The sequence below is a fragment of the Gemmobacter caeruleus genome (assembly GCF_008271655.1).
In the GTDB taxonomy this organism is placed as follows: domain Bacteria; phylum Pseudomonadota; class Alphaproteobacteria; order Rhodobacterales; family Rhodobacteraceae; genus Gemmobacter; species Gemmobacter caeruleus.
In genome coordinates, this window is record NZ_VKKX01000044.1 from 175,989 (window position 1) to 198,921 (window position 22,933).

Below are 22,933 nucleotides of genomic sequence, written 5' to 3' on the forward strand. Positions count from 1 at the left end.
TCGGCCTGAAATGCCTCCGACCACCGCGATATCGCGTCACGGGCCACCACCCGGAACGGATATGGTCACCTAACCCAAAAGGATGACGTTGCGTAAGTCAGGAATTCCTGACCTCATCTCCGCGAAAAATCTGGTTGAGCAGCGTAGCCTTGGCCACCGCCTGCGCCGAACTTTCGACATCCAGCACCTGCCGCGCCAGCCGCAGATGCTTTTCCACCATGGCGGCCGAGACCCCCATCAGCGCGGCGATATCCTGCGTCGTCTTGCCCTCGGCCACCCATTGCAGCGCCTCGCGCTGGCGCTGCGACAGTTGCGGGCGGCGCACCGGCAGCGGCAACTGACACAGGCGCAGATGCATCATGTTGGCCACCGCCAGCAGCGCCGCCCCCTCGCGCGCCCAGATCGCATCAACGGCGTCATGATCCAGCCCGGTATCAGCCGCCAGCCCCATGGCGGCGCGCTGATGTGCGGTCGGGTCGGGAAAGCTGATGGTGATGCCGGCGCGCAGCCCCCATTCGGCATTGCGCTGCACCGCCTGCGCCTCCTCGGGCGGCAGAAGGCCGGCGCGCAGCCGGTCTTCGACCCATCTCCAGCTACAGGTGCCGCGATTTTCAAGCGCCCAGCGATAGAGCGCGGTGCGCGCATAAAAGCCACCGCGAAAATAGAACTGGCCATAGTCGGGCGGAAAGCTGGTCAGATAGACCGCATCATCGGGGCTGCCCATGTTGCCGGCCTTGCGAAACCGCGTCATGCCGTAATTCGCCCGGGCGAAACCGCAGGTCGCGAAATGCGCTACCGCCAGCGACCATACCGTCTCGGCGGTCTCTGCGGCGGCGATCCGGTTGAGCAATTCCCAGGGGCCTGACATCCGCAACTCCTTGAAATACCATGGCCGGGCCAAAACCGTCGCCGGCAAGTCGCTGGCAGAGCGGCTTGTGCCCGAACTTTGTCATAGCCCGAACCAAAGCCCGGGTCGAGACGCGCCGGGCCGCGAGACAGGCGAGAGAAGGGCAGGCGATGGCACAAAGCTATGACGTGGTGGTGATCGGCGGCGCGGTGATGGGGGCCTCGGTCGCGTTCTGGCTGACGCGGCTGTCGCCCGGGCTGCGCGTCCTGGTGGCCGAACGCGACCCGAGCTTTGCCCAGGCCTCTACCGCCCTGTCGGTGGCCTCGATCCGCCAGCAATTCACCACGGCGGTGAATGTGGAGATCTCGCGCTTTGGCGTCGATTTCATCCGCGATTTCGCGGCAAATCTGGGCGGGCAGGGCGAGGTGGCCTCGCTCGGGCTCAAGGAAAACGGCTATCTTTTCCTGACCCAGACCGCCGAGGGCCGCGCGCTGCTGGAAAGCGTGGCGCAGATGCAGCGTGACCATGGCGCCGCGACCGAGGTGCTGCCGCCCGAGGCGATCAAGGCGCGCTTTCCCTGGCTCAATACCGAGGATCTGAGCGCGGCAAGTTTTGGCAGCCGCGACGAGGGCTGGTTTGACAATATGGGGCTGCTGGCGGGGTTTCGGAACGCCGCCCGGGCGCAGGGCGCGACGTTCGTGCGCGACCGGGCGACCGGCCTGCGGGTTGAGGGCGGCCGTGTCACCGGGGTCATGTTGCAGGAACGCGGGCTGATCGAATGCGCCATCGCGGTCAATGCCGCCGGCACCCGCGCGGCCGAGATCTGCCGCTGGGCCGGGCTTGACCTGCCGGTCGAGCCGCGCAAGCGTACGGTCTTTGTGATCGACGCGCCGAATGCCCGCCATGCCGAGGCGCCGCTTTTGGTGGATCGCGGCTTTTACCTGCGCCCTGAACAGGATCACTGGATCACCGCCACCGTGCCCGATACCGACGGCCCCTGCGCGCCCGACGATTTCGACCCCGACCTGCATCTGTTCGAAGACGTGATCTGGGAACAGCTCTGGCATCGGGCGCCGGGGTTTGATGCGGTCAAGGTCGTGCGCCACTGGGTTGGCCATTACGCCTATAACACCCTGGACCAGAACGCGATTCTGGGGCCGCATCCGGCGCTGCCCAGCCTTTTCCTGATGAACGGCTTTTCCGGCCATGGGCTGCAACAGGCGCCGGCTGTCGGGCGCGGCATTGCCGAACATATCCTGACTGGCGGCTGGCAGAGCCTGGATCTGAGCGATCTTTCCGTGGCCCGCGTGCTGGAAAACCGGCCCTTCCGCGAACAGGCGGTGGTCTGAGCGATCAGCGCGCCGCGCGCGGGCGGGCGGTTTCGCCCCGCGCGGCGTCATGGGTGGCCCGGGTGATCTCGGGCGCCAGCGCCATCAGCGCATCATATTGCGTGAGAAAGACCCGCCCCGACAGATCGGTCAGGAAATGGCTGCGCAGCAGCCGGTCCATCACCGGGCCTTTCACCTCGGTCAGGTGCAGCGCCACGCCGCCATCGGCCAGCCGGTGATTGAGCGCCTCCAGCGTCTCGAGGGCCGAACTGTCGATCCGGTTCACCGCTGCGCAATTCAGCACGATATGGCGCAGCCCCGGCTGTTCGGCCAGCGCCGCCAGCAAGCGGTCCTCCAGAAAGCGGGCATTGGGGAAATACAGGCTTTCGTCGATGCGGATCGACAGCACATCGGGCACCGTCACCACCTCATGCCGCTGCACATTGCGGAAATGCTCGGTCCCGGGCACCTGGCCCACCACCGCGACATGCGGCCGCGAGGATCGCCACAGATGCAGCCCGATCGACAGCAGCACCCCGGCGCTGATCCCGGCCTCGACCCCGATCAGCAGCGTGACCAGAATCGTCGCCAGCATCGCCGCGAAATCGCCCCGGCTATAGTCCCAGGTGCGGCGCAGCGCGCCCAGATCGACCAGGCTCAGCACCGCGACGATGATCGTGGCCGCCAGCGTGACCTTGGGCAGAAAGAACAGGGCAGGGGTCAGGGCCAGCGTTGCCACCGCCATGCCGATGGCGGTAAAGGCGCCCGCCGCCGGCGTCTCGGCCCCGGCGTCGAAATTCACCACCGACCGGGCAAAGCCTCCGGTCACCGGAAAGCCGCCCGAGACGCCCGCCCCGATATTCGACAGGCCAAGCGCCAGCAATTCCTGATCGGGATCAATGCGTTGCCGCCGCTTGGCCGCCAGGGTCTGCGCCACCGAAATGGTTTCGACATAGCCCACGAGCGAGATCAGCGCCGCCGGCAGCAGGATCTGGCGCCAGAGATCGGGGTCGAAATCCGGCAGGCGCGGCAAGGGCAGGCCACGCGGGATCTCGCCCACGATCGGCAGGTCGAGCGCGAGGCCCCAGCTCAGCGCCGTGGTCACCGCCACCGCGACGACCGGCGCCGCCCGTGCCATGGCGCCCGCCAGCCTTGCGCCCAGCCCCAGCCGCATCAGCAGCGGCTTCAGCCGGCTCCGCGTCCAGAACAGGAAGGCCAGCACGGGCAGCCCGATCAGCGCCGCCACGATATTGGCTTGCGTCAGCTTGTCCGCCAGCGCCGCCAGCAGATGCGGCAACGTCTCGCCCCGCACCGACAGGCCCAGAAGCTGCGGCATCTGCCCGGCGGCGATCAGCAGGCCAGAGGCGGTGATAAAGCCCGAAATCACCGGATGGCTGATGAAATTCGCAATGAAACCCAGGCGGAGCAGCCCCATCCCCGCCAGCATCAGCCCCGACAGCACCGCCAGCGCCACCGCCGCACCCAAATATTCGGCGCTGCCCTCGGCCGCCAGCGGCGCCACGGCCGCCGCCGTCATCAGGCTGACCACCGCCACCGGCCCCACGGCCAGCGTGCGCGAGGTGCCGAAGACCGCATAGATCACCAGCGGCGCGATGGAGGCATAAAGCCCGACCTCGGGCGGCAGCCCCGCCAGCAGCGCATAGGCGAGCGATTGCGGGATCAGCATGATGGTGACGATCACCGCCGCCAGCAGGTCATTGCCAAAGGCCCCGCGGCTATAGCGCGGCGCCCAGTCGAGAATGGGCAGGAACTGGCGCATCGGCTCTCCGTCTGCCGGCGGAATGCCGGTTCAGTCAGAGCTAGCCTGCGTTGCTACATATTTCAAGTATTGAATATATGTTCAGCGGGGCAGGGCCGCTTCGGCCGCCGCGCGGATGGCGCGGATATTGACGCCATAGGGCGCGGGATCGGTCACCGACCCGCCCTTGAACACGCCCGAACCGGCGACCAGCACATCGGCGCCCGCCGCCGCCACCAGCGGCGCGGTTTCCGGGGTCACGCCGCCGTCGATTTCGATATGGATCGGGCGATCCCCGATCATGGCACGCAAGGAACGCACCTTATCCACTTGGGAATGAATGAATTTCTGCCCGCCAAAGCCCGGGTTCACCGTCATGACGCAGATCAGGTCCACCATGTCGAGCAGATAAGGCAGGCTGTCCAGCCCGGTCGCGGGATTGAGCGCGAGACCCGCCTTGATGCCATGGGCGCGGATCGCTTGCAGCGTGCGGTGGATATGCGGCCCGGCCTCCAGATGCGCGGTGATGACATCGGCGCCGGCCTGCGCGAAGGCGTCGATATAGGGATCGACCGGGGCGATCATCAGATGCACATCCATAACGCCCTTGATGTGCTTGCGGATCGCCGCGCAAGTGCTTGGCCCAAAAGTGATATTCGGCACGAAATGCCCGTCCATCACATCGACATGGACCCAATCGGCACCTTGCGCCTCGATCGCTTCGCATTCCGCGCCGAAATTGGCGAAATCGGCAGACAGGATCGACGGGGCGATCTTGATGGCACGCGAGAAGGTCATGGGTTGCCTCATGTCATGGGATGCAGGCTCTTTGCCCGATTTCACGTCCCATTGGCAAGGGGGACGCCGTTTTTCAGCCGTCACGCATCAATTGCATTACATAATATTGATTATCGGACTTACATCACCTGGCCCGCCGCCCATCCCGAGGACCAGGCCCATTGGAAGTTATAGCCCCCCAGCCAGCCTGTCACATCCACCACCTCACCGATGAAATAGAGCCCCGGCACCGCCTTGGCCTGCATCGTGCGCGCGTCGAGCGCCTCGGTGCTGATGCCGCCCAGTGTCACCTCTGCGGTGCGATAACCTTCGCTGCCGACCGGCGTGATCGCAAAGTCATGCACCAGCCGCGCCAGCCCGTCGAGCCGCGCATTGGACTGATCCGCGAGATTGCCCTGCAAGCCGCTGACAGTTTCCAGATGCCGGGCCAGCTTTTCCGGCAGCAGCCGCGCCAGCGCGCTGCGCAAGGCGATGCGCCCTTCGCGCCCCCGCAGATCGCGCAGCAGCGCCGCCGCATCCTGCCCGCGCGCAAGATCGAGATGCAGCACATCGCCCTCGCGCCAATAGGAACTGATTTGCAGGATCGCCGGGCCAGACAGGCCCCGATGGGTAAAAAGAACTGCCTCGTCAAAGCCTTGCCGGCCACAGCTCGCGCGGCCCTGCACGGCGGTTCCGGCCAGTGGCCTCAGCGGCTCCAGCACCTGTTCCGCGAGCGTCAGCGGCACCAGACCCGGCCGCGTTTCAGTCAGCGGCAGGCCGAATTGCTGCGCGATCTGATAGCCCAGCCCGGTCGCCCCCATCTTGGGGATCGACTTGCCCCCTGTCGCCACGCAGAGCGCCGCGCCGGTAACCGGGCCTCGGCTGGTCTCCACGACAAAGCCGCGCGCTTGGGTGACAGAACGGATTTCCGTTTCCAGCCAGAGCGTTACGCCGAATTCCTCCATCTGGCGCAGCAGCATCGCCACGATCTCGCGCGCGGATCCGTCGCAGAACAGCTGCCCCAGCGTCTTTTCGTGCCAGGCGATCCCTGCCGCATCCACGCGGGCGATGAAATCCCATTGGGTAAAGCGTTTCAGCGCCGAAAGCGCAAAGCGCGGGTTCTGCGATAAAAAGCATTCGGGACGGATGTCGAGATTGGTGAAATTGCAGCGCCCGCCGCCGGAGATGCGAATCTTTTCGCCCGCTGCCCGGGCATGGTCGATCACCAGCACCCGCCGCCCGCGCCGCCCGGCCTCGATCGCCGCCATCATGCCGGCCGCGCCGGCGCCCAGGATCACCACATCATATGTCATGCCCCTGCTTACCCCGCGCCCCGGCCCGCCGCCAGCGGCGAATGGGCGTGAAAATCGCTCTTGCGGTGCCCGGAGCGCTCGGCTAAATACCGCCGCACGGTTGGGGCGTCGCCAAGTGGTAAGGCAGCGGTTTTTGGTACCGCCATACCTAGGTTCGAATCCTAGCGCCCCAGCCAAATCCCATATAATTCAAAGACCTGCGCGCCACAGCTTGTGCGTTTTTCGCGCGTTTCGCCGCATTTTTCCGCTTGCGCATCCCCCCTGCCTTCGCTACATACCGCCGCACGGTTGGGGCGTCGCCAAGTGGTAAGGCAGCGGTTTTTGGTACCGCCATACCTAGGTTCGAATCCTAGCGCCCCAGCCAAGAATCCTAAGAATTTCCTGCGGCGCGACGGTCAGTGAAGCGGTATCTGCATCACGCCGATACGGTCACATCGAACCCGTGCAGCCAGTCAAAGCGCGACAGCGGCAGCCCCGGTGCGAGGCGGCCGCCGATCCGCAGGCCCAGATGCGCGACACCCCTGCTGAGTCCCGAAAGGTGGTAGGCGCGGGCGTTGCGGTTCGCGGCCTCCACGATGCGGCGGCAACGCGGGGCACGGGTGGCCTGATAGGCGGCCACCATCTCGGCGCCCGGGCCCATCCGGTCCAGCAGATCTGCCAGAACCCAGGCGTCTTCCAGTGCCATATTCGCGCCCTGTGCCAGAAAGGGCAGCGTCGGATGCGCGGCATCGCCCAGCAGTGCGACCATGCCACCGGGCAGCGCGCGGCCCCAGATCTCGGCGACGGGGTGACGGAACAGGCCCCAGAGCCAGAGCTGATCGACCTGCTCCAGCCAGCCGCGCACGCGGGGGCCAAAGCCTTCGAAGGCAAGGCGCAGGGCCAGCGGATCGTCGGGCAGGTTCCAGCCCTCCTCGACCCATTGATTGCGCTCCTCGACGGCGACGAGGTTGCGCAGGCGACCTTCGCGCAGCGGATAGCTGACCAGATGCCGGCCCGCGCCCATATGCACCTCGGCCACGGGGACCGCGCCCGGCTCGGCCGGGATCACCGCGCGCCAGGCGACTTGGCGGGTGAAGAACGGTGCCACCTTGCCTTTGAGTGCCGCGCGCAGCGGTGAATGCAGCCCGTCCGCCCCCAGCACGATCGCGGGTGACAGTTCGGCCCCCTGCGCGGTGGTCAGGCGCGGCACGGGGCCGGAAAGGTCGATCTCGCGCACCTTTTGCAGCAGGCGCACCTGCACCCCGGCGGCGCGGGCGCCCTCGGCCAGAAGGTCGATCAGATCGGCGCGATGCGTCAGGTGCCAGGCCAGATCGGGGCGATGCCGCGCGAGATCCATGCGCAGGACAAGACTGCCATCGCGCCCGTCGCGCAGTTCGACCGCCCGGGCGCGCATCGTCGCCGCGTCCAGCGCGGTGCCCAGGCCAAGCGCGCGCAGCACCGCGGCGCCGTTGGGGGTGATCTGCAAGCCCGCCCCCACCTCGCGGATGGCGGCGGCCTGTTCCAGCACGGTGACCTGGGCACCCCGCAGCGCCAGTGCCCGGGCCAGCGCCAGCCCCGCGACCCCTGCCCCCAGAACCGTGATCTCCCGCCCTGCCAGCCTGCCCATGCGCCTGCCTTTCCGATATGCAAAAGCCGGGCGCGAGGGCCCGGCTCAGCCTGCCGTCATTTCACCGGGGCGCGCAACCGTCGCCCCCTTTCCCCGCCTGCGGCCCAAGGTCGCGCGACGGGGCGGCCCGCGGCCTCAATCCTCGCGATGCACCTTTTCGCGGCGCTCGTGGCGTTCCTGTGCCTCCAGCGTCATGGTGGCGATCGGGCGCGCATCCAGCCGCTTGAGGCTGATCGGCTCGCCGGTCACCTCGCAATAGCCGTATTCGCCATTCTCGATCCGGCGCAGCGCCGAGTCGATCTTGCCGATCAGCTTGCGCTGGCGGTCGCGGGTGCGCAGTTCCAGCGCGCGGTCGGTCTCCTCGCTTGCGCGGTCGGCCAGATCGGGCACGTTGCGGGCGCTGTCGGTCAGATTGTCGAGGGTCTCGGCGCTCTGATCCAGAAGTTCCTGTTTCCAGGTCAGCAGCTTGCGGCGGAAATATTCCAGCTGCCGGTCATTCATGAAAGGTTCGCCTTCCGCGGGGCGATAATCGTCAGGAAGAAAGGTCTCGGCCTTCATCGCAGCACTCCACTTCTGCGACTGCGCCGACCCGGGCCTGGCCGGCGCGTCTGGTGGCGTTCCTCTACCGGAACTCTGACCCCTTGTCACTAGCCCTTGTCACCCAGCGACCTCACTTGTCGTTGCGCCGATTTCGTAGGGGGACTAGGGTCTGCCCACCACAGATTGCAGAAGGCGCCGGTCAGAATGAAGTTCAGCTCCACCTCCAGCTACATCGCCTCGGACGATCTGGCGGTCGCGGTCAATGCCGCTGTCGCGCTGCAACGCCCGCTTCTGGTCAAGGGTGAGCCGGGCACCGGCAAGACCGAACTGGCGCGCCAGGTGGCCGAGAGCCTGGGGATGCCGATGCTGGAATGGAACATCAAGTCCACCACCAAGGCGCAGCAGGGTCTTTATGAATACGATGCCGTCAGCCGGCTGCGCGACAGCCAGCTGGGCGAGGCGCGGGTGCATGATGTGAAGAACTACATCCGCAAGGGCAAGCTCTGGCAGGCCTTCGAGGCCGAGGGCCGCGTCGTCCTCTTGATCGACGAGATCGACAAGGCCGATATCGAGTTTCCCAATGACCTGCTCCAGGAACTCGACCGGATGGAGTTTCACGTCTATGAGACCGGCGAGACGATCCGCGCGCGGCAGCGTCCGGTGGTCATCATCACCTCGAACAATGAAAAGGAACTGCCCGACGCCTTTCTGCGGCGCTGTTTCTTTCACTATATCCGCTTTCCCGACATCGACACGCTGCGCGCCATTGTCGAGGTGCATTTCCCCGGCATCAAGGCGGCGCTGCTGACCACCGCCCTGACGCAGTTCTTCGAGATCCGCGAAACGCCGGGGCTGAAGAAAAAGCCCTCCACCTCCGAGGTGCTGGACTGGCTGAAGCTGCTGCTGGCCGAGGATCTGGGGCCCGAAGACCTCAAGCGGGATGGCAAGACCCTGCTGCCGCGGCTGCATGGGGCGCTGTTGAAGAACGAACAGGACGTGCATCTGTTCGAGCGGCTGGCCTTCATGGCGCGCGGGCGCGGCTAGGCGCGGCGGGGCGGGTTGTTGCGCGATCCGAAACAGGCTGTTGATTGAACTTCGGGTGGCAAGCCGTTGTGCTTTCACCGGGAATCGGTTTCGCAGATTCGGGCGGCCCGCCTTGAATTGGCCACATTTCAGCCACAATGTGTTCACGAAACTCGCTTATTCTGAAATAATCGGAAACAATGCGTGAGATTCCCGCCCCAAATCTGGCATGATCAAGGCGGCCGAGCACGATGGATGGTGCCGCCGCGCAGGGGGCGCGATTCCAGAGATTGACACAATCGTGCCGCTCTCCTGACATGGGGCGGCGTTCCCTTGGACTGGCGTCCTGGAACGCGTCAACCACAAGGACAGGCAACCCGAGCGATGATCTTTTCCCCTTGCCTCAAGGCGGGCCATGCGGCCGCGCCCCGGGCATCCGGCGCCGTTTCTGCGGCGGCACCGGGCGGGTCGGATCTGCGCGGATGCGGCCTTGTGGGGCATGCGGGGCGACATGGCGGTCCGGCGGGGGCCGGACAAACGCCATGGCCCGCCCCTGCCCGCCACGACGCAGCCGCGTCGTCTACCCTTGGCGCAACCGCGCCCGGCACGTCTCTGGGGGAGCGTGACGGGGCTGCGCGGCGGCGCCATTTCCTGCGGCCGGACCGGCCTTGTCGCGATGCGGGGGCATCGCGGCCGGGCCTGGTGCGGGGCGCATCTCACCCGCGGAATGACCGGCCCGGTCTGCTCGGCCGGTCGTTCCGATACCTGAAATACTGCAATCCCGGGGCTGCCAACCCATGCGTCTTGCCGCACTCCTTACCCTTTCGCTGCTGAGCGCCTGCGCGCCCGGATCGAACCCGCATGACGCCGCCCAGGTGTCGATGAACCGCCCGCGCGATGCGACGGCGGCGGCGCCGACCAGCCTGCCGGGGCCGGCCTTTGCCGCCACCACGCCCGGCCGGGTTCAGCGCTCGAATACCGAAATCGCGCAGGATTTCATGGATCTGGAATTCCGCATGGAAAGCGGGCGCCCCCTGCCCGTCCTGACCCGTTTCGAGGGGCCGATCACCGTGGCGCTGCGCGGCCAGGTGCCGCCCTCGGCCCAGGCCGATCTCAGTCGTCTTCTGACGCGATTCCGCAATGAGGCGGGCATCAATGTCAGCCAGACCGGCGGCGAGGCGGCGATCAATGTGGTCTTCGTGCCGCGCCGGGTGATCCGTGCGACCTATGCCAATGTGGCCTGTTTCGTGATGCCCAATGTGTCCTCGCTGGAGGAGTTGCGCGCGGCGCGCGGCACCGGCCTGCTGGATTGGGGCTCGGTGCGCGAGCGGCGCAAGGCCGCGGTCTTTGCCCCCTCGGATGCCAGCCCGCAAGAGATTCGCGATTGCCTGCATGAGGAACTCGCGCAGGCCATGGGCCCGCTGAACGACCTGTATCAACTGCCCGACAGCGTGTTCAACGACGACAACTTCCACACCGTGCTGACCAGTTTCGACATGCTGGTGCTGCGCCTGCATTACAGCCCGCAACTGCGTTCGGGCATGACGCAGGCGCAGGTGGCCGCCGCGCTGCCGGGACTGCTTGCGCAGATGAACCCGGGCGGTGGCACCGGGCGCAGCCATAGCGGCGGGCGCACCCCGCCGGCCTGGGTCAAGTCGATGGAACTGGCGCTTGGCGCTTCGGGCGGGGCCGGCGCGAAAAGGGCGGCGGCGCAACGCGCGCTTCAGATCGCGCAGGCCCAGGGCTGGAGCGATTCCCGCCTTGCCTTTTCGTGGTTCGCCGTGGGGCGGCTGAATATCGGCCAGGATCCGGTCGTGGCAGCCCAGGCCTTTGGCCAGGCCGCGCGCATCTGGCGCGCCCTGCCCGGCGCGCAGGTTCAGGCCGCGCATGTGGACATGCAACTTGCCGCGCTCGCGCTCAGCCAGGGGCGCCCCGATCAGGCGGTGGCCTTTGCCGATCGCGCCATTCCGGCCGTGCGCCGGGCGGAAAACGCCTCGCTGCTGGCGACGATCCTGATGATCAAGGGCCAGGCGCTTGATCTGGCGGGCGACAAGGCCGCGGCGCGGGCGGTGCGGCTCGACAGTGCGCCCTGGGCGCGCTATGGCTTCGGTTCCGACGCCGTGACCCGGGCCCGTCAGCGCGACATCTCCGCCCTGAGCCCGTCGCGGCTGAGCATGGCAATCCGGGGCTGACACCAGGTCGGCCCCGCGCAAGGGCGGCCCGGCTGCGGGCCGCCGCGTGAGGAAGACAGGATGATCGTCATCACCGCCGCAATTTTCGGGGCATTACTGGGCGTGCTGCGGGCGCGCCACCATGGCGGCAGCGGGCTGGACATGGCGCAATGGGGCGCGGGCTTTGCCATCCTCTTCGCGGTGATCGGGCTGATCGTCACGATCGTCATCGCCCGCATGATCTGACCGGCGGAGGGCGCGCGATGTTCCTGCCCTTTTTCGAAACCCTGCGGCGCGGCGGCGTTCCGGTGACGCTGCGCGAATATCTGGGCTTTCTGGAGGGGCTGGCCGCCGGTCTTGTGACGCATGACGCCGAGGGGTTCTATTACCTTGCCCGCACCGCGCTGGTAAAGGATGAGCGCCATCTCGACCGTTTCGACCGCGCCTTTGCCGAGGCGTTTCGCGGTCTGGAAACCATCAGCGATGCCGCCGTGCTGGAGGCGATCGACCTCCCGGGCGACTGGCTTGCCAAGCTGGCCGAAAAGCACCTGACCCCCGAGGAAAAGGCGCAGATCGAGGCGCTTGGCGGTTTCGACAAGCTGATGGAGACGCTGAAGCAGCGGCTGGCCGAACAGAAGGGGCGCCATCAGGGCGGCAACAAATGGGTGGGCACCGCCGGCACCTCGCCCTTTGGCGCCTATGGCTACAACCCCGAAGGCGTGCGCATCGGTCAGGATCAAAGCCGCCATCAGCGCGCGGTCAAGGTCTGGGACAAGCGCGAGTTCCGCAACCTTGACGACACGGTCGAACTGGGCACCCGCAACATCAAGGTTGCATTGCGCAGGCTGCGCCGCTGGGCCCGCGACGGCGCGGCGGAGGAACTGGATCTGGAGGGCACGATCCGCGCCACCGCCGATCATGGCTGGCTGGATGTGCAGACCCGGCCCGAGCGGCGCAATGCCGTGAAGGTGCTGCTGTTTCTCGATGTCGGCGGCAGCATGGACCCCTATATCCGCGTGATGGACGAATTGTTCAGCGCCGCGAAATCCGAGTTCAAGCATCTGCGGCATTTCTATTTCCACAATTGCCTTTACGAAGGCGTCTGGACCGACAACCGCCGCCGCTGGAACGAGCAGACCCCGACATGGGAGGTGCTGCGCAGCTACGGGCCGGATTACAAGGCGATCTTTGTCGGCGATGCCGCGATGTCGCCCTATGAGATCCTGCACCCGGGCGGCGCCAATGAACACTGGAACCCCGAGGCGGGCCAGGTCTGGCTGGAACGGGTCTGCGCGCAATGGCCGAACCATCTGTGGATCAACCCGGTGCGCGAGGATCATTGGCGCCACACTTATTCCACCCGGCTGGTCCAGGACATCTTTGGCGGGCGCATGGTGCCGATGACGCTGGAGGGCATCGCCCGCGGGATCAAGGAGCTGCGATGATCGGACTTGCCCGGCGCCACCCCGTTTTGGTCGCGGCCTTCACGCTGGCGCTGTGTGCGGCGCTGTTCTTTGCGGGGCGGCTGGTGGTGCAGACCGTCTATTGGTCGCAGCATCGCAACGAGGCGGTGCAGCCCTGGATGACCATCGGCTATGTCGGGCGCAGCTGGGGCCTGCCCCCGCGCGAGATCGACGCGCGCGCCGATCTGCCGGTGCCTGAATCCGGCCATCCCAAGACCCTGCAACAGATCGCCGACGAACGGGGCATCGCGGTCGCCGAGGTGATCGCGCTGGTCGAACGCACCGTGGCCGAGATGCGCGCCGAACGCGCGGCGGGCGGGGGGCAGCCGTGACTGAATGGCTGCTGGGCCTTGTGCCGGTCTACGGGCTCTGGCTGATCGCGCTGACCACCTTCTGTTCCTGTCTGGCGCTGCCGATCCCGGCTTCGATCATCATGCTGGCGGCGGGGGGCTTTGCCGCCTCGGGCGATCTGGTGCTGTGGCAGGTGATCGCGGCCGCCCTGAGCGGGGCGGTGATGGGCGACCAGTTCGGCTTTCTGGTCGGGCGGCGCGGCGGGGCGGCCCTGGTGGACCGGATCGGCACCGGCCCCCGCGCCGCGCTGATCGGTCGCGCACGGGCGCTGATCGCGCGCCGGGGCGCGCTGGCGGTGTTCCTGTCGCGCTGGCTGTTTTCGCCGCTCGGGCCTTATGTGAACGTGATCGGCGGGGCGATGCGGCAGAACTGGGGGGTCTTCACCTTCTGGGGCATCGCGGGCGAGGCGGTCTGGTGTGGGCTCTATGTCATGGCCGGCCGCGCGGCGGGCGGCAATCTGACCGCGGCCTCCGACATGCTGGGATCGGTGCTGGGGCTGGTCGCAACCGGCACGGCGGTGATCCTGCTGGGTTGGTGGCTGCTGACCCTGGCGCGGCGCGAAAGGCAGGCTGGATGAGCCGCTTGCCCTGCCCCGCCCGCGGCCCCATATCGACGCCATGCTGAAACTTGCCCCCATTCTGCTGGCGCTGGCCTATGCTTTGCTGATGTATCGCTTCTCGGTCTGGCGGACGCATCGGATGCTGGACGAGAAGTCGCGCCCGCTGCGCGACCCGGGCATTCTGGCGGTGGCGGGGCGGCTGGCCCGGGCGCTCGACCTGCCGGCGATCCGGGTGCATGTCTTTGACGTGGAGCCGGTGAACGGCCTTGCCGCCCCCGACGGGCGGATCTTCCTGACCGAGGGGTTGTTGCGCAAATACCGCGCCGGCGCGGTCAGTGCCGATGAACTGGGCGCGGTGATCGCGCATGAGCTGGGCCATGTGGCGCTTGGCCATACCCGCCGGCGGATGATCGACTTTACCGGGGCGAATGCGGTCTTTGTGCTGCTCACGGCCTTTCTGTCGCGCTTCGTGCCGTTTCTGGGCGTGTTCATCGCCAATGCGATTGCCGGCGCCCTGATGGCGCGGATGTCGCGCAAGGATGAATTCGAGGCCGATGCCTATGCCTCGGCGCTGCTGATCAAGGCGGGCATCGGCACCGCGCCGCAGCGCAGCCTGTTTCAAAAGCTGGGCGCGTTGACCGGCACCCGCGAAAGCGGCGCGGCCTGGCTGATGTCGCATCCGCCGCTGGCCGAGCGGATCGCCGCGATCGAGGCGAACGAGGCCCGCTGGCACGACGCCGAGGCCCGTTGACGCCGGCGCGCGGCCCGGCCAAGGTCGCGCCATGACCCATGCCGCTTTCGCCCCCCGTCTTCGCCGTTCGCCCCTGCCCTTCGATGCCGCCGCCGGGCAGGATGCGCGCCTGCGTTTCGCCGATCTGGCCCCCGAACTGGGCGATCTGATCGCGGGCACGGCCGGCTGTTCGCCCTATCTCAAGGGGCTGATGGAGAAAGAGGCCGACTGGCTGCGCGCCGCGCTGTCGGCGGCGCCGGAAACCGCGCTGACGGCGGAGTTCGACCGCCTCGCAGCGCTGCCGCCCGATGCGCTGGCCTCGGGTCTGCGGCAAGGCAAGCGGCGCGTCGCGCTCCTGACCGGGCTGGCCGATCTGGGCGGGGTCTGGCCGCTGGAGATGGTGACCGGCGCACTGTCCGATCTGGCGGATCTGGCGGTGGATCTTGCGCTGAAAACCCTGGTAGCCGACGAGATCCGGCGCGGCAAACTGCCCGGCGCCACGCCCGACGATGCGGCCATCGCCGGCGGCATGGTCGCGCTTGCCATGGGCAAGGGAGGCGCGCGCGAGCTGAACTATTCCTCCGATATCGACCTGATCTGCCTCTTCGACCAAGATCGCTACGGCACAGACTGGCAAGAGGCGCGCGCGGCCTTCATCCGCGTCACCCGCAAGATGGCCGCCCTGCTGTCGGACATCACCGCCGAGGGCTATGTCTTCCGCACCGACCTGCGGCTGCGCCCCGATGCCAGCGTGACGCCGGTCTGCATCTCCATGGCGGCGGCCGAAGCCTATTACGAGGCGCAGGGCCGCACCTGGGAACGCGCGGCCTATATCAAGGCGCGGCCCGCGGCGGGCGATCTGGCGGCGGGGGCGCGGTTTCTCAAGACGCTGACCCCCTTTGTCTGGCGCAAGCATCTGGATTTCGTGGCGATCCAGGATGCCCATGACATGCGCCTGCGCATCCGCGACCATCGCGGCTTGCACGGCCCGATCGTGCTGGAGGGGCATAACATGAAGCTCGGCCAGGGCGGCATCCGCGAGATCGAGTTCTTTACCCAGACCCGGCAGCTGATCGCCGGGGGGCGCGACCCGGAACTGCGCGACCGCACCACCGTCGGCGGCCTTGCGGCACTGGCGGCAAAGGGCTGGGTGCCGCCCGCCATTGCCGATGAACTGACCGATCTTTACCGCGCGCATCGCGAGATCGAACACCGGCTGCAAATGGTGCAGGATCAGCAGACCCATGACATGCCGGCCAGCCCCGAAGGCATCGCCCGGATCGCGGCCTTTTGCGGCGCGGGCGATGTGGCGCGGTTCCGCGCCGATCTGCTCGACCGGCTGACCCGCACCGATACGCTGACCGAGGGCTTCTTTGCCCCCGGCGCGGCGGCCGAGGGGCCAGACCTTTCCGACAGCGCCCGCGCCATCGTGGAAAACTGGCGCAATTATCCGGCGCTGCGGTCGGAACGCGCGGTGCAGATCTTCAAGCGGCTGCGCCCCACCCTGCTTCAGGCGCTGCAAAAGGCCGCCAACCCCGATGAGGCGCTGCTGGCGCTGGACGGGTTCCTGGCCGGCCTGCCCGCCGGCGTGCAGCTTTTCGCGCTGTTCGAGGCCAATCCGGTGCTGATCGACCTGATCGTCGATATTGCCAGCACCGCGCCGGAACTGGCGCGCTACCTGTCGCGCAATGCCTCGGTGCTGGATGCGGTGATCGGCGGCAGTTTCTGGGCGCCCTGGCCCGGCACGCCGCATCTGCGCGCCGACCTGTACGCGGTGATGGCCGCCCTGCCCGATTACGAACGCAAGCTGGATGCCGCGCGCCGCTGGATGAAGGAATGGCATTTCCGGGTGGGGGTGCATCACCTGCGCGGGCTGATCGACGCCTTCGAGGCCGGGAAATCCTATGCCGATCTGGCCGAGGCGGTGGTCTCCGCGCTCTGGCCCGTGGTCTGCGACGAATTCGCCCGCAAGCACGGGCCGCAGCCGGGGCGCGGCGCGGTGGTGCTGTCGATGGGCAGCCTGGGCGCCGGGCGGCTGAATGCGGGCTCGGATCTCGACCTGATCATGATCTACGACCCCGCGGATGCCGAAATGTCCGAGGGGCCAAAGCCGCTGGCGATCCGGCCCTATTTCGCCCGGCTGACACAGGCCATGGTCACCGCGATGACGGCGCAAACCGCCGAGGGCCGGCTCTATGAGGTGGATATGCGGCTGCGCCCCTCGGGGCGGCAAGGGCCGGTGGCGACCTCGATCACCAGCTTTCGCAACTATCAGATGGACGAGGCCTGGACCTGGGAACATCTCGCGCTCACCCGCGCCCGGGTGCTGGCGGGCGATCCCGATCTGGCGGCGGATGTCGAACAGGTCCGGCGCGCGGTGCTGGCGGCCAAGGCAGGCGGCGCGCAGGTGATCGCCGATGTGGCCGACATGCGCCGCCGGCTTCAGGCCGCGAAACCTGCCTCGGGCGCCTGGGATGGCAAGAACGGCCCGGGCCGGATCATGGATATCGAACTCATGGCGCAGACCGGCTGCCTGCGGGTGGCCGATCCGTCAAGGCGGCTGGAACAGCAATTGCGCGCCGGCGTGAAGGGCGGCGAAATGTCGGTTTCCGACGAGAAGACCCTGCTTGAAAGCTACAGGCTGCTCTGGCGCCTGCAATGCGCAAGCCGCCTGCTCGGCGATCGGGGCCTCGACCCCGCCACGCTGGGCGAAGGCGCGCGGGCCTTTCTGGTGCGCGAAACCGGTGCGGCGGATGCGGCGACGCTGTCGCAACAGGTCGCGCAGGCGGCGGCGGCGGCACGGGCGGTGATCGAAACCCATCTGGGAGGGGCGGATGCAACTGAGTGAGGCGGACCCCAAGGGGCTGGTGCGCGAAAGCTACCGGATCGAGGGCATCACCGAGGCGGAATGCAAGTCGATCTTCATCGACTGGGCGCTGAGCCTGGCCACCCCCGACAGCCCCACCGCGCTGACCACGCTGCTGGGCCATTACGGCCCCGGCCAGGACGACCACCCGATGACCGCCGTGCTGACCGCGGCGCTAGCGGCCCCGCCCGCACCACGCCGCCGGGGCGGGCGCATGGGGCGGCAGGCATCCTGAAAAAGGGGGCGCTCGCGCCCCCTCTGGCCTCACGGCCATTCACCCCCTGAGGATATTTGGGAACAGATGAAGGGCGGAAACGCGTCTTGCCCTTCATCTGTTCACAAATATCCTCGGGGGGAGGCCCGAAGGGCCGTGGGGGGCAGACAGCCCCCCTGCGACGGGTCAGCGCGGCAGCGCGGCGGCCTCGGCGGCGAGCGTCACGATGCCGTCCCAATCGCCGGCCTGCATCAGCGCCTTGGGCGCGACCCAGCTGCCGCCGCAGCACATGACGTTCTTCAGCTTGAGATAGTCCGGCGCCTTGGCCAGCGTGATGCCGCCCGTGGGGCAAAAGCTGACCTGCGGCAGCGGCGCGCCGATCGCGGCCAGCGCGGCGGCGCCGCCATTGGCCTCGGCGGGAAAGAATTTCTGCACCGTATAGCCGCGCTCCAGCAGTGCCATGATCTCGGAACAGGTGGCGGCGCCCGCCAGCAGCGGCAGGTCATGTTCCTCGCAGGCGTCGATCAGCCGGTCGGTCGCACCGGGCGAGACGCCGAAGGTGGCGCCGGCGGCCTTTGCGGCCTTCACATCGGCGGGAGTAAGCAGCGTGCCCGCCCCCACCACGCCGCCCGGCACCTCGGCCATGACGCGGATCACGTCGAGCGCGACCGGCGTGCGCAGCGTCACTTCCAGCACCGGCAGCCCGCCTTTCACCAGTGCCTCGGCCAGCGGTCTGGCATGGGCCAGCTCCTCCAGCACCAGCACCGGGATCACCGGGGCCAGCGCGCAGATCTCGGCAGCACGGCGGGAGGCTTCTTGCGGGGTCATGGCGTCATTCCTTGGATGGGATCAGAACAGGACCGAGGCGCCCTCGGTCGCATTGCCGACATTGCGGCGGAAGGTTTCGAACATCTCGCGGCCGATGCCGTGGCTGTTGCCCGACAGATCGGCGGTCACCGGATCGCGGCGGTCGAAATCCTCGGCCAGCACGCTGAGCGTGCCCGCCACAGCGTCGAGCCGCACCAGATCGCCGTCGCGCAGCCGGGCCAGCGGCCCGCCCATGGCGGCCTCGGGCGCGACATGGATCGCGGCGGGCACCTTGCCGCTGGCGCCCGACATCCGCCCGTCGGTGACCAGCGCGACCTTCAGCCCGCGTTCCTGAAGCACCGACAGGGTGGGCGTCAGCGAATGCAGTTCGGGCATGCCATTGGCGCGCGGCCCCTGAAACCGCACGACGACCACGGTATCGCTGGTGAATTCGCCGCGCTTGAAGGCGGCCTTCACCGCGTCCTGATCGTGGAAGATGCGGGCCGGAGCCTCGATCACATGGCGTTCGGGCGCCACGGCCGAGACCTTGATCACCCCGCGCCCCAGATTGCCGCTGAGCTGCTTGAGCCCGCCGGTCCGGGCAAAGGCATCGCCTGCCGGGCGCAGGATCCGGTCATTGAGCGTGGTGCCGCTGCCGGGCTGCCAGCCCAGCTTGCCGTCGATCAGCTTCGGTTCCTGCCGGTAGAGGTCAAGCCCGTCCCCCGCCACGGTGCGGGCATCGGGATGCAGCAGCCCGGCATCCAGCAATTCGCCGATCATGTAGCCCAGGCCCCCGGCGGCGTGGAAATGGTTCACATCCGCGAGGCCATTGGGATAGACCTTTGCCATCAGCGGCACCACGTCCGAGATATCGGCGAAATCTTCCAGATCCAGCACGATGCCCGCCGCCCGCGCCATGGCCGGTAGGTGCAGCACCAGATTGGTCGATCCGCCGGTGGCCATCAGCCCGACCAGCCCGTTCACGAAGGCGCGTTCGTCCAGGATCTCGCCCGCCGGGCGATAGTCATTGCCAAGCGCGGTGATCGCGGCGGCACGCTCCACCGCCGCTGTGGTCAGCGCCTCGCGCAGCGGGGTGCCGGGGTTCACGAAGCTCGCACCCGGCAGGTGCAGGCCCATGAATTCCATCAGCATCTGATTGGTATTGGCAGTGCCGTAAAAGGTGCAGGTGCCCGGGCCGTGATACGAGGCCATCTCGGCCTCCATCAGCTTGTCGCGGCCGACCTCGCCGGTGGCGAATTGCTGGCGCACCTTGGCCTTTTCGTCATTGGGCAGACCGCTGGTCATCGGCCCGGCGGGCACGAAGACGGCGGGAATATGTGAAAAGGTCGCGGCGGCGATGATCAGCCCGGGCACGATCTTGTCGCAGACGCCCAGGTAGAGCGCCGCGTCAAAGGTGTTGTGGCTGAGCGCGACCCCCGCCGCCAGCGCGATCACATCGCGCGAGAACAGCGACAGTTCCATCCCCGGCTGGCCCTGGGTCACGCCGTCGCACATGGCCGGCACCCCGCCCGCCACCTGCGCCGTGGCCCCGGCCGCACGGGCAGCGGCGCGGATCGTCCTGGGGTAATCCTCATAGGGCTGATGCGCTGAAAGCATGTCGTTATAGGCGGTGACGATGCCCAGATTGGGCACGCGCCCCGCCGCCAGCGCGGCCTTGTCCTCGGCCATGGCGGCATAGGCATGGGCCTGGTTGCCACAGGCCAGATGACCGCGCGCCGGTCCCGCCTCGGCCGCGGCGCGCATCCGCGCCAGATAGTCGCCGCGCAGCCCTTCGGAGCGGGCGCGGATGCGGTCGGTCACACGGGCGATGGTGGCATTGAGCGTCATGGCGGGCCTCGTCAACTGGGTTGCAGCATTTCTAGCACCTTGCGTTAGCGCTAACAACCCTTGCGGCACGCCCAGGGCGGCAATTCGGTGCCGACCGGCCGTGCCATGGGAATTCCCCGCCATTAACGCATGATTAGCCAAATTTGGCCATGATCCGGGGCGATCCTGCCGTCAAGAACTTCGATCCCGTCTGCGTTCCAGAACTGGAGGACAAGATGCGTGCAGCGATTCGTGTGTTTTTGGTTCTGGTTTCCTGTGTCGGATTGGCCGCCTGCGGCGCCGGCGTCAGCCGCAACGCCACATCAGAGGCGTTGCTCTCCGTCGCAACCAAGAACGGCCCCACCGTGATGGTGCCGAAATATGACGTGCAGCAGATCAATGTCTCGGTGCCCGGCAAGCTGCGGGTGTCGGAGGCCAACATGTATTACCCGCTGGCCGATATCGTCTGGCGCGGCGAACCCGTGGGGGATCGTCACCTTCAGGTCAAGTCGATCATCGAAGAGGGCCTGACCCGCGGCACCGCCGCCATGCATTCCGGCCGCCCCGTCGCCCTGGATGTGGAGATCACCCGCTTTCATTCGCTGACCGAAAAGACCCGCTACACCTTTGGCGGCGTGCATTCGGTCAAGTTCGTGCTGACGGTGCGCGATCTGCAAACCGGCCTGCCGCTGGACGGCCCGCGCCATGTGACCGCGGATGTCAAGGGCTCGGGCGGGGCGCGCGCCATCGCCGAGGAGCAGATGGGCCGCACGATGCGCGTTGTCATCACCGAACATCTGGCCGATGTCATCGCCCGCGAATTGTCGATGCCGGTCGCATTGCCGGGCCTGGGCGCCGAGGCGCCGGCCTCGCAAGGGGCGCATCAGGCGGCGACGGTGGGCGCGATCTACTGATCCGGCCTTTCGCCGGGACCGCGAACAGGTTAGACGGGGGGCCTCGCCCCCCCCTTTTTCCGTAGGCCCAGATGACCGATACCCGCAAGACCGTGCGCCTGAAACCCAAGGCCGAGGCCCGCGCCATCCGGCACGGCTTTCCCTGGGTCTATGCCGATGAGCTGGTGACCGACCGGCGCACCCAGTCCCTGCCCGCCGGCACGCTGGCCGTGCTGGAGGATGGCGAGCGCCGGCCGCTGGGGCTGGTCACGGTCAACACGGCCTCGAAGATCATCGCGCGGATGCTTGACCGCGACCCCGAGGCAGTAATCGACGAGGATTGGTGCGCCGCGCGGATCGCCCGCGCGCTGGCGCTGCGCGAACGGCTGTTCGACGCGCCCTTCTACCGGCTGGTCCATGCCGAGGCCGACGGGCTTCCCGGGGTGATCATCGACCGTTTCGGCGATGCGGCGGTGATCCAGCCCAATGCGGCCTGGGCCGAGGCGCATCTCGATCTGCTGGCGGCGGCGCTGCGGCGGGTCACCGGCGTCACCACCGTCATCAAGAACGGCACCGGCCGCGCCCGCGGGCTGGAGGGGCTGACCGAGGAAACCGCGATCCTGTCGGGCGGGCTGGAGGCGCCGGTGCCGGTGCCGATGAACGGCGCGACCTATATGGCGGATCTGCTGGGCGGCCAGAAGACCGGGCTGTTCTATGACCAGCGGCCGAACCACGCCTTTGCCGCGCGGCTGGCGCGGGGGGCGCGGGTGCTGGATGTGTTCACCCATGTCGGGGGCTTTGCGCTGGCGGCGCTGGCCGGCGGCGCCGAACATGCGCTCGCGGTCGATGCCTCGGCCCCGGCCCTGGCGCTGGCACATCGCGGGGCCGAGGCCAGCGGTGCCGCCGACCGTTTCGAGACCCGGCAGGGCGATGCCTTCGAGGTGCTGGAATCGCTGGGCCGCGAAGGCGCGCGCTTTGATCTGGTGATTTGCGATCCGCCTGCCTTTGCCCCGGCCAAACCCGCGCTGGAGGCGGGCCTGCGCGCCTATGAACGCATCGCCCGGCTCTCTGCGCCGCTGGTCGCGCCGGGCGGGTATCTTGTGCTGTGTTCGTGCAGCCATGCCGCAGACCTGACCAGCTTTCGCAATGCCAGCGCGCGCGGCATCGGGCGCGGCGGGCGGCGCGGTCAGCTGATCCATACCGGCTTTGCCGGGCCGGATCATCCGCTGCTGCCGCAACTGGCCGAAAGCGGCTATCTCAAGTCGCTGGTCTTCCGGCTCGACTGATGGGCGGGGTGCCGCGCGTCACGCTGGATGCCTGTGTGCTGTTCCCCTCGGTGCTGCGGGCGATCCTGTTGCGGCTGGCCCGGGCGGGGCTTTACGAACCCGTCTGGTCGGACCGCATCCTGGAGGAATGGCGCCGCGCGGTGATGCGCCTTGGCCCCGATGCACTGGCCGAGGCCGATGCCGATGCCGCCCGCATGCGCGAGGTGTTCCCCCGCGCCCTGACCCCTGCCCGCCCCGATCTGGAGGCGCGCCATGTCCTGCCCGATGCCAATGACCTGCATGTGCTGGCCAGCGCCATCGCCTCGGGGTCGGATGCGCTGCTGACCTATAACGCGGCCGACTTCCCCGGGCATGTGCTGGCGGCCGAGGGGCTGGCGCGGCGCGACCCTGACGGTTTCCTGTGGGAATTGTGGTCGCGCGCCCCCGATGCGGTGCGCGAGGCCATCACCGCCACCCATGCCGATGCCGAACGCCTGGCCGGGCATCCGGTCTCGCTCAAGGCGCTGTTGAAGCGCAATCGCCTGAACCGTCTGGCCCGCGCGCTTGACGCGCCGGGCCGGGCCTGAGCCGCCT

21 protein-coding genes and 2 tRNA genes are annotated in these 22,933 nt (G+C 67.9%); 15 read left to right on the top strand and 8 right to left on the bottom strand.

What is annotated here, in order from left to right:
• Positions 1-97 precede the first annotated feature (97 nt).
• Positions 98-868 (bottom strand): helix-turn-helix transcriptional regulator, encoded by a 771-nt coding sequence (locus tag FOA17_RS14190; protein WP_149142162.1) that lies wholly within the window; start codon positions 866-868, stop codon positions 98-100.
• Positions 869-1,017: 149 nt separating this feature from the next.
• On the opposite strand from FOA17_RS14190, the gene FOA17_RS14195 reads away from it, so the two are divergent.
• Positions 1,018-2,196, top strand: a complete 1,179-nt coding sequence (locus FOA17_RS14195; RefSeq protein ID WP_149142163.1) for an NAD(P)/FAD-dependent oxidoreductase — start codon at positions 1,018-1,020, stop codon at positions 2,194-2,196.
• A gap of 4 nt (positions 2,197-2,200) precedes the next feature.
• On the opposite strand, the gene FOA17_RS14200 is transcribed toward FOA17_RS14195, so the two are convergent.
• From FOA17_RS14200 to FOA17_RS14210, 3 genes are all read right to left on the bottom strand, one after another.
• A complete protein-coding gene (locus FOA17_RS14200) occupies positions 2,201-3,955 on the bottom strand; it encodes a SulP family inorganic anion transporter (protein WP_149142164.1) in 1,755 nt (584 codons plus the stop codon).
• Between the two features lie 81 nt (positions 3,956-4,036).
• Entirely contained in the window at positions 4,037-4,732 is a 696-nt protein-coding gene (rpe, locus tag FOA17_RS14205; RefSeq protein ID WP_149142165.1) for a ribulose-phosphate 3-epimerase, read from the bottom strand.
• 119 nt (positions 4,733-4,851) lie between these two features.
• Positions 4,852-6,024, bottom strand: a complete 1,173-nt coding sequence (locus tag FOA17_RS14210; RefSeq protein WP_149142166.1) for a BaiN/RdsA family NAD(P)/FAD-dependent oxidoreductase — start codon at positions 6,022-6,024, stop codon at positions 4,852-4,854.
• A 101-nt stretch (positions 6,025-6,125) separates the two neighbouring features.
• Here FOA17_RS14210 and FOA17_RS14215 point away from each other — a divergent pair.
• A tRNA-Gln gene (locus FOA17_RS14215) sits at positions 6,126-6,200 on the top strand.
• 113 nt (positions 6,201-6,313) lie between these two features.
• A tRNA-Gln gene (locus FOA17_RS14220) sits at positions 6,314-6,388 on the top strand.
• A 51-nt stretch (positions 6,389-6,439) separates the two neighbouring features.
• Here the strand turns inward: FOA17_RS14220 and FOA17_RS14225 are convergent.
• Together FOA17_RS14225 and dksA are read right to left on the bottom strand one after the other, a co-directional pair.
• On the bottom strand, positions 6,440-7,630 hold the full coding sequence (locus FOA17_RS14225) for an FAD-dependent monooxygenase (protein WP_149142167.1): 1,191 nt from the start codon (positions 7,628-7,630) through the stop codon (positions 6,440-6,442).
• A 135-nt stretch (positions 7,631-7,765) separates the two neighbouring features.
• A complete protein-coding gene (gene dksA, locus FOA17_RS14230; RefSeq protein WP_149142168.1) occupies positions 7,766-8,188 on the bottom strand; it encodes an RNA polymerase-binding protein DksA in 423 nt (140 codons plus the stop codon).
• 186 nt (positions 8,189-8,374) lie between these two features.
• On the opposite strand from dksA, the gene FOA17_RS14235 reads away from it, so the two are divergent.
• The 9 genes from FOA17_RS14235 to FOA17_RS14270 all read left to right on the top strand — a co-directional run bounded on the left by FOA17_RS14235 (position 8,375) and on the right by FOA17_RS14270 (position 17,568).
• Complete coding sequence (locus FOA17_RS14235; RefSeq protein WP_149142169.1) at positions 8,375-9,214, top strand: AAA family ATPase; 840 nt, start codon at positions 8,375-8,377, stop codon at positions 9,212-9,214.
• Between the two features lie 776 nt (positions 9,215-9,990).
• On the top strand, positions 9,991-11,385 hold the full coding sequence (locus tag FOA17_RS14240; RefSeq protein ID WP_238991827.1) for a DUF2927 domain-containing protein: 1,395 nt from the start codon (positions 9,991-9,993) through the stop codon (positions 11,383-11,385).
• Between the two features lie 60 nt (positions 11,386-11,445).
• Positions 11,446-11,610, top strand: coding sequence for a hypothetical protein (locus FOA17_RS19935; protein WP_203232331.1), 165 nt, complete (start codon positions 11,446-11,448; stop codon positions 11,608-11,610).
• Positions 11,611-11,627: 17 nt separating this feature from the next.
• The gene (locus FOA17_RS14245) at positions 11,628-12,809 is read left to right on the top strand and encodes a vWA domain-containing protein (RefSeq protein WP_149142170.1); all 1,182 of its coding nucleotides are present in this window, start codon (positions 11,628-11,630) and stop codon (positions 12,807-12,809) included.
• On the top strand, positions 12,806-13,159 hold the full coding sequence (locus FOA17_RS14250; RefSeq protein WP_149142171.1) for a hypothetical protein: 354 nt from the start codon (positions 12,806-12,808) through the stop codon (positions 13,157-13,159). Before FOA17_RS14245 ends, FOA17_RS14250 begins: the two co-directional genes overlap by 4 nt.
• Positions 13,156-13,755, top strand: coding sequence for a DedA family protein (locus FOA17_RS14255; RefSeq protein ID WP_149142172.1), 600 nt, complete (start codon positions 13,156-13,158; stop codon positions 13,753-13,755). The genes FOA17_RS14250 and FOA17_RS14255 overlap by 4 nt, the downstream gene beginning before the upstream one ends.
• Before the next feature lie 40 nt (positions 13,756-13,795).
• A complete protein-coding gene (locus FOA17_RS14260) occupies positions 13,796-14,488 on the top strand; it encodes a M48 family metallopeptidase (protein ID WP_149142173.1) in 693 nt (230 codons plus the stop codon).
• 31 nt (positions 14,489-14,519) lie between these two features.
• Positions 14,520-17,315: a [protein-PII] uridylyltransferase family protein gene (locus tag FOA17_RS14265; protein WP_149142174.1), complete on the top strand. Its 2,796-nt coding sequence runs from the start codon at positions 14,520-14,522 to the stop codon at positions 17,313-17,315.
• The gene (locus FOA17_RS14270) at positions 17,302-17,568 is read left to right on the top strand and encodes a hypothetical protein (protein WP_149142175.1); all 267 of its coding nucleotides are present in this window, start codon (positions 17,302-17,304) and stop codon (positions 17,566-17,568) included. The genes FOA17_RS14265 and FOA17_RS14270 overlap by 14 nt, the downstream gene beginning before the upstream one ends.
• A gap of 165 nt (positions 17,569-17,733) precedes the next feature.
• Here the strand turns inward: FOA17_RS14270 and eda are convergent, their stop codons facing one another.
• A complete protein-coding gene (eda, locus tag FOA17_RS14275; protein ID WP_149142176.1) occupies positions 17,734-18,375 on the bottom strand; it encodes a bifunctional 4-hydroxy-2-oxoglutarate aldolase/2-dehydro-3-deoxy-phosphogluconate aldolase in 642 nt (213 codons plus the stop codon).
• 21 nt (positions 18,376-18,396) lie between these two features.
• Positions 18,397-20,202 carry a phosphogluconate dehydratase gene (edd, locus tag FOA17_RS14280; RefSeq protein ID WP_149142177.1) on the bottom strand — a complete coding sequence of 602 codons (1,806 nt, stop codon included), beginning with the start codon at positions 20,200-20,202 and terminating at the stop codon, positions 18,397-18,399.
• A 215-nt stretch (positions 20,203-20,417) separates the two neighbouring features.
• Here edd and FOA17_RS14285 point away from each other — a divergent pair, with 215 nt between their 5' ends.
• The 3 genes from FOA17_RS14285 to FOA17_RS14295 all read left to right on the top strand — a co-directional run bounded on the left by FOA17_RS14285 (position 20,418) and on the right by FOA17_RS14295 (position 22,926).
• Positions 20,418-21,095: a DUF6778 family protein gene (locus FOA17_RS14285; protein ID WP_203232332.1), complete on the top strand. Its 678-nt coding sequence runs from the start codon at positions 20,418-20,420 to the stop codon at positions 21,093-21,095.
• Between the two features lie 71 nt (positions 21,096-21,166).
• The gene (locus FOA17_RS14290) at positions 21,167-22,360 is read left to right on the top strand and encodes an RSP_2647 family RNA methyltransferase (protein WP_149142178.1); all 1,194 of its coding nucleotides are present in this window, start codon (positions 21,167-21,169) and stop codon (positions 22,358-22,360) included.
• Positions 22,360-22,926 (top strand): RSP_2648 family PIN domain-containing protein, encoded by a 567-nt coding sequence (locus tag FOA17_RS14295; RefSeq protein WP_149142179.1) that lies wholly within the window; start codon positions 22,360-22,362, stop codon positions 22,924-22,926. Before FOA17_RS14290 ends, FOA17_RS14295 begins: the two co-directional genes overlap by 1 nt.
• Positions 22,927-22,933: the final 7 nt, after the last annotated feature.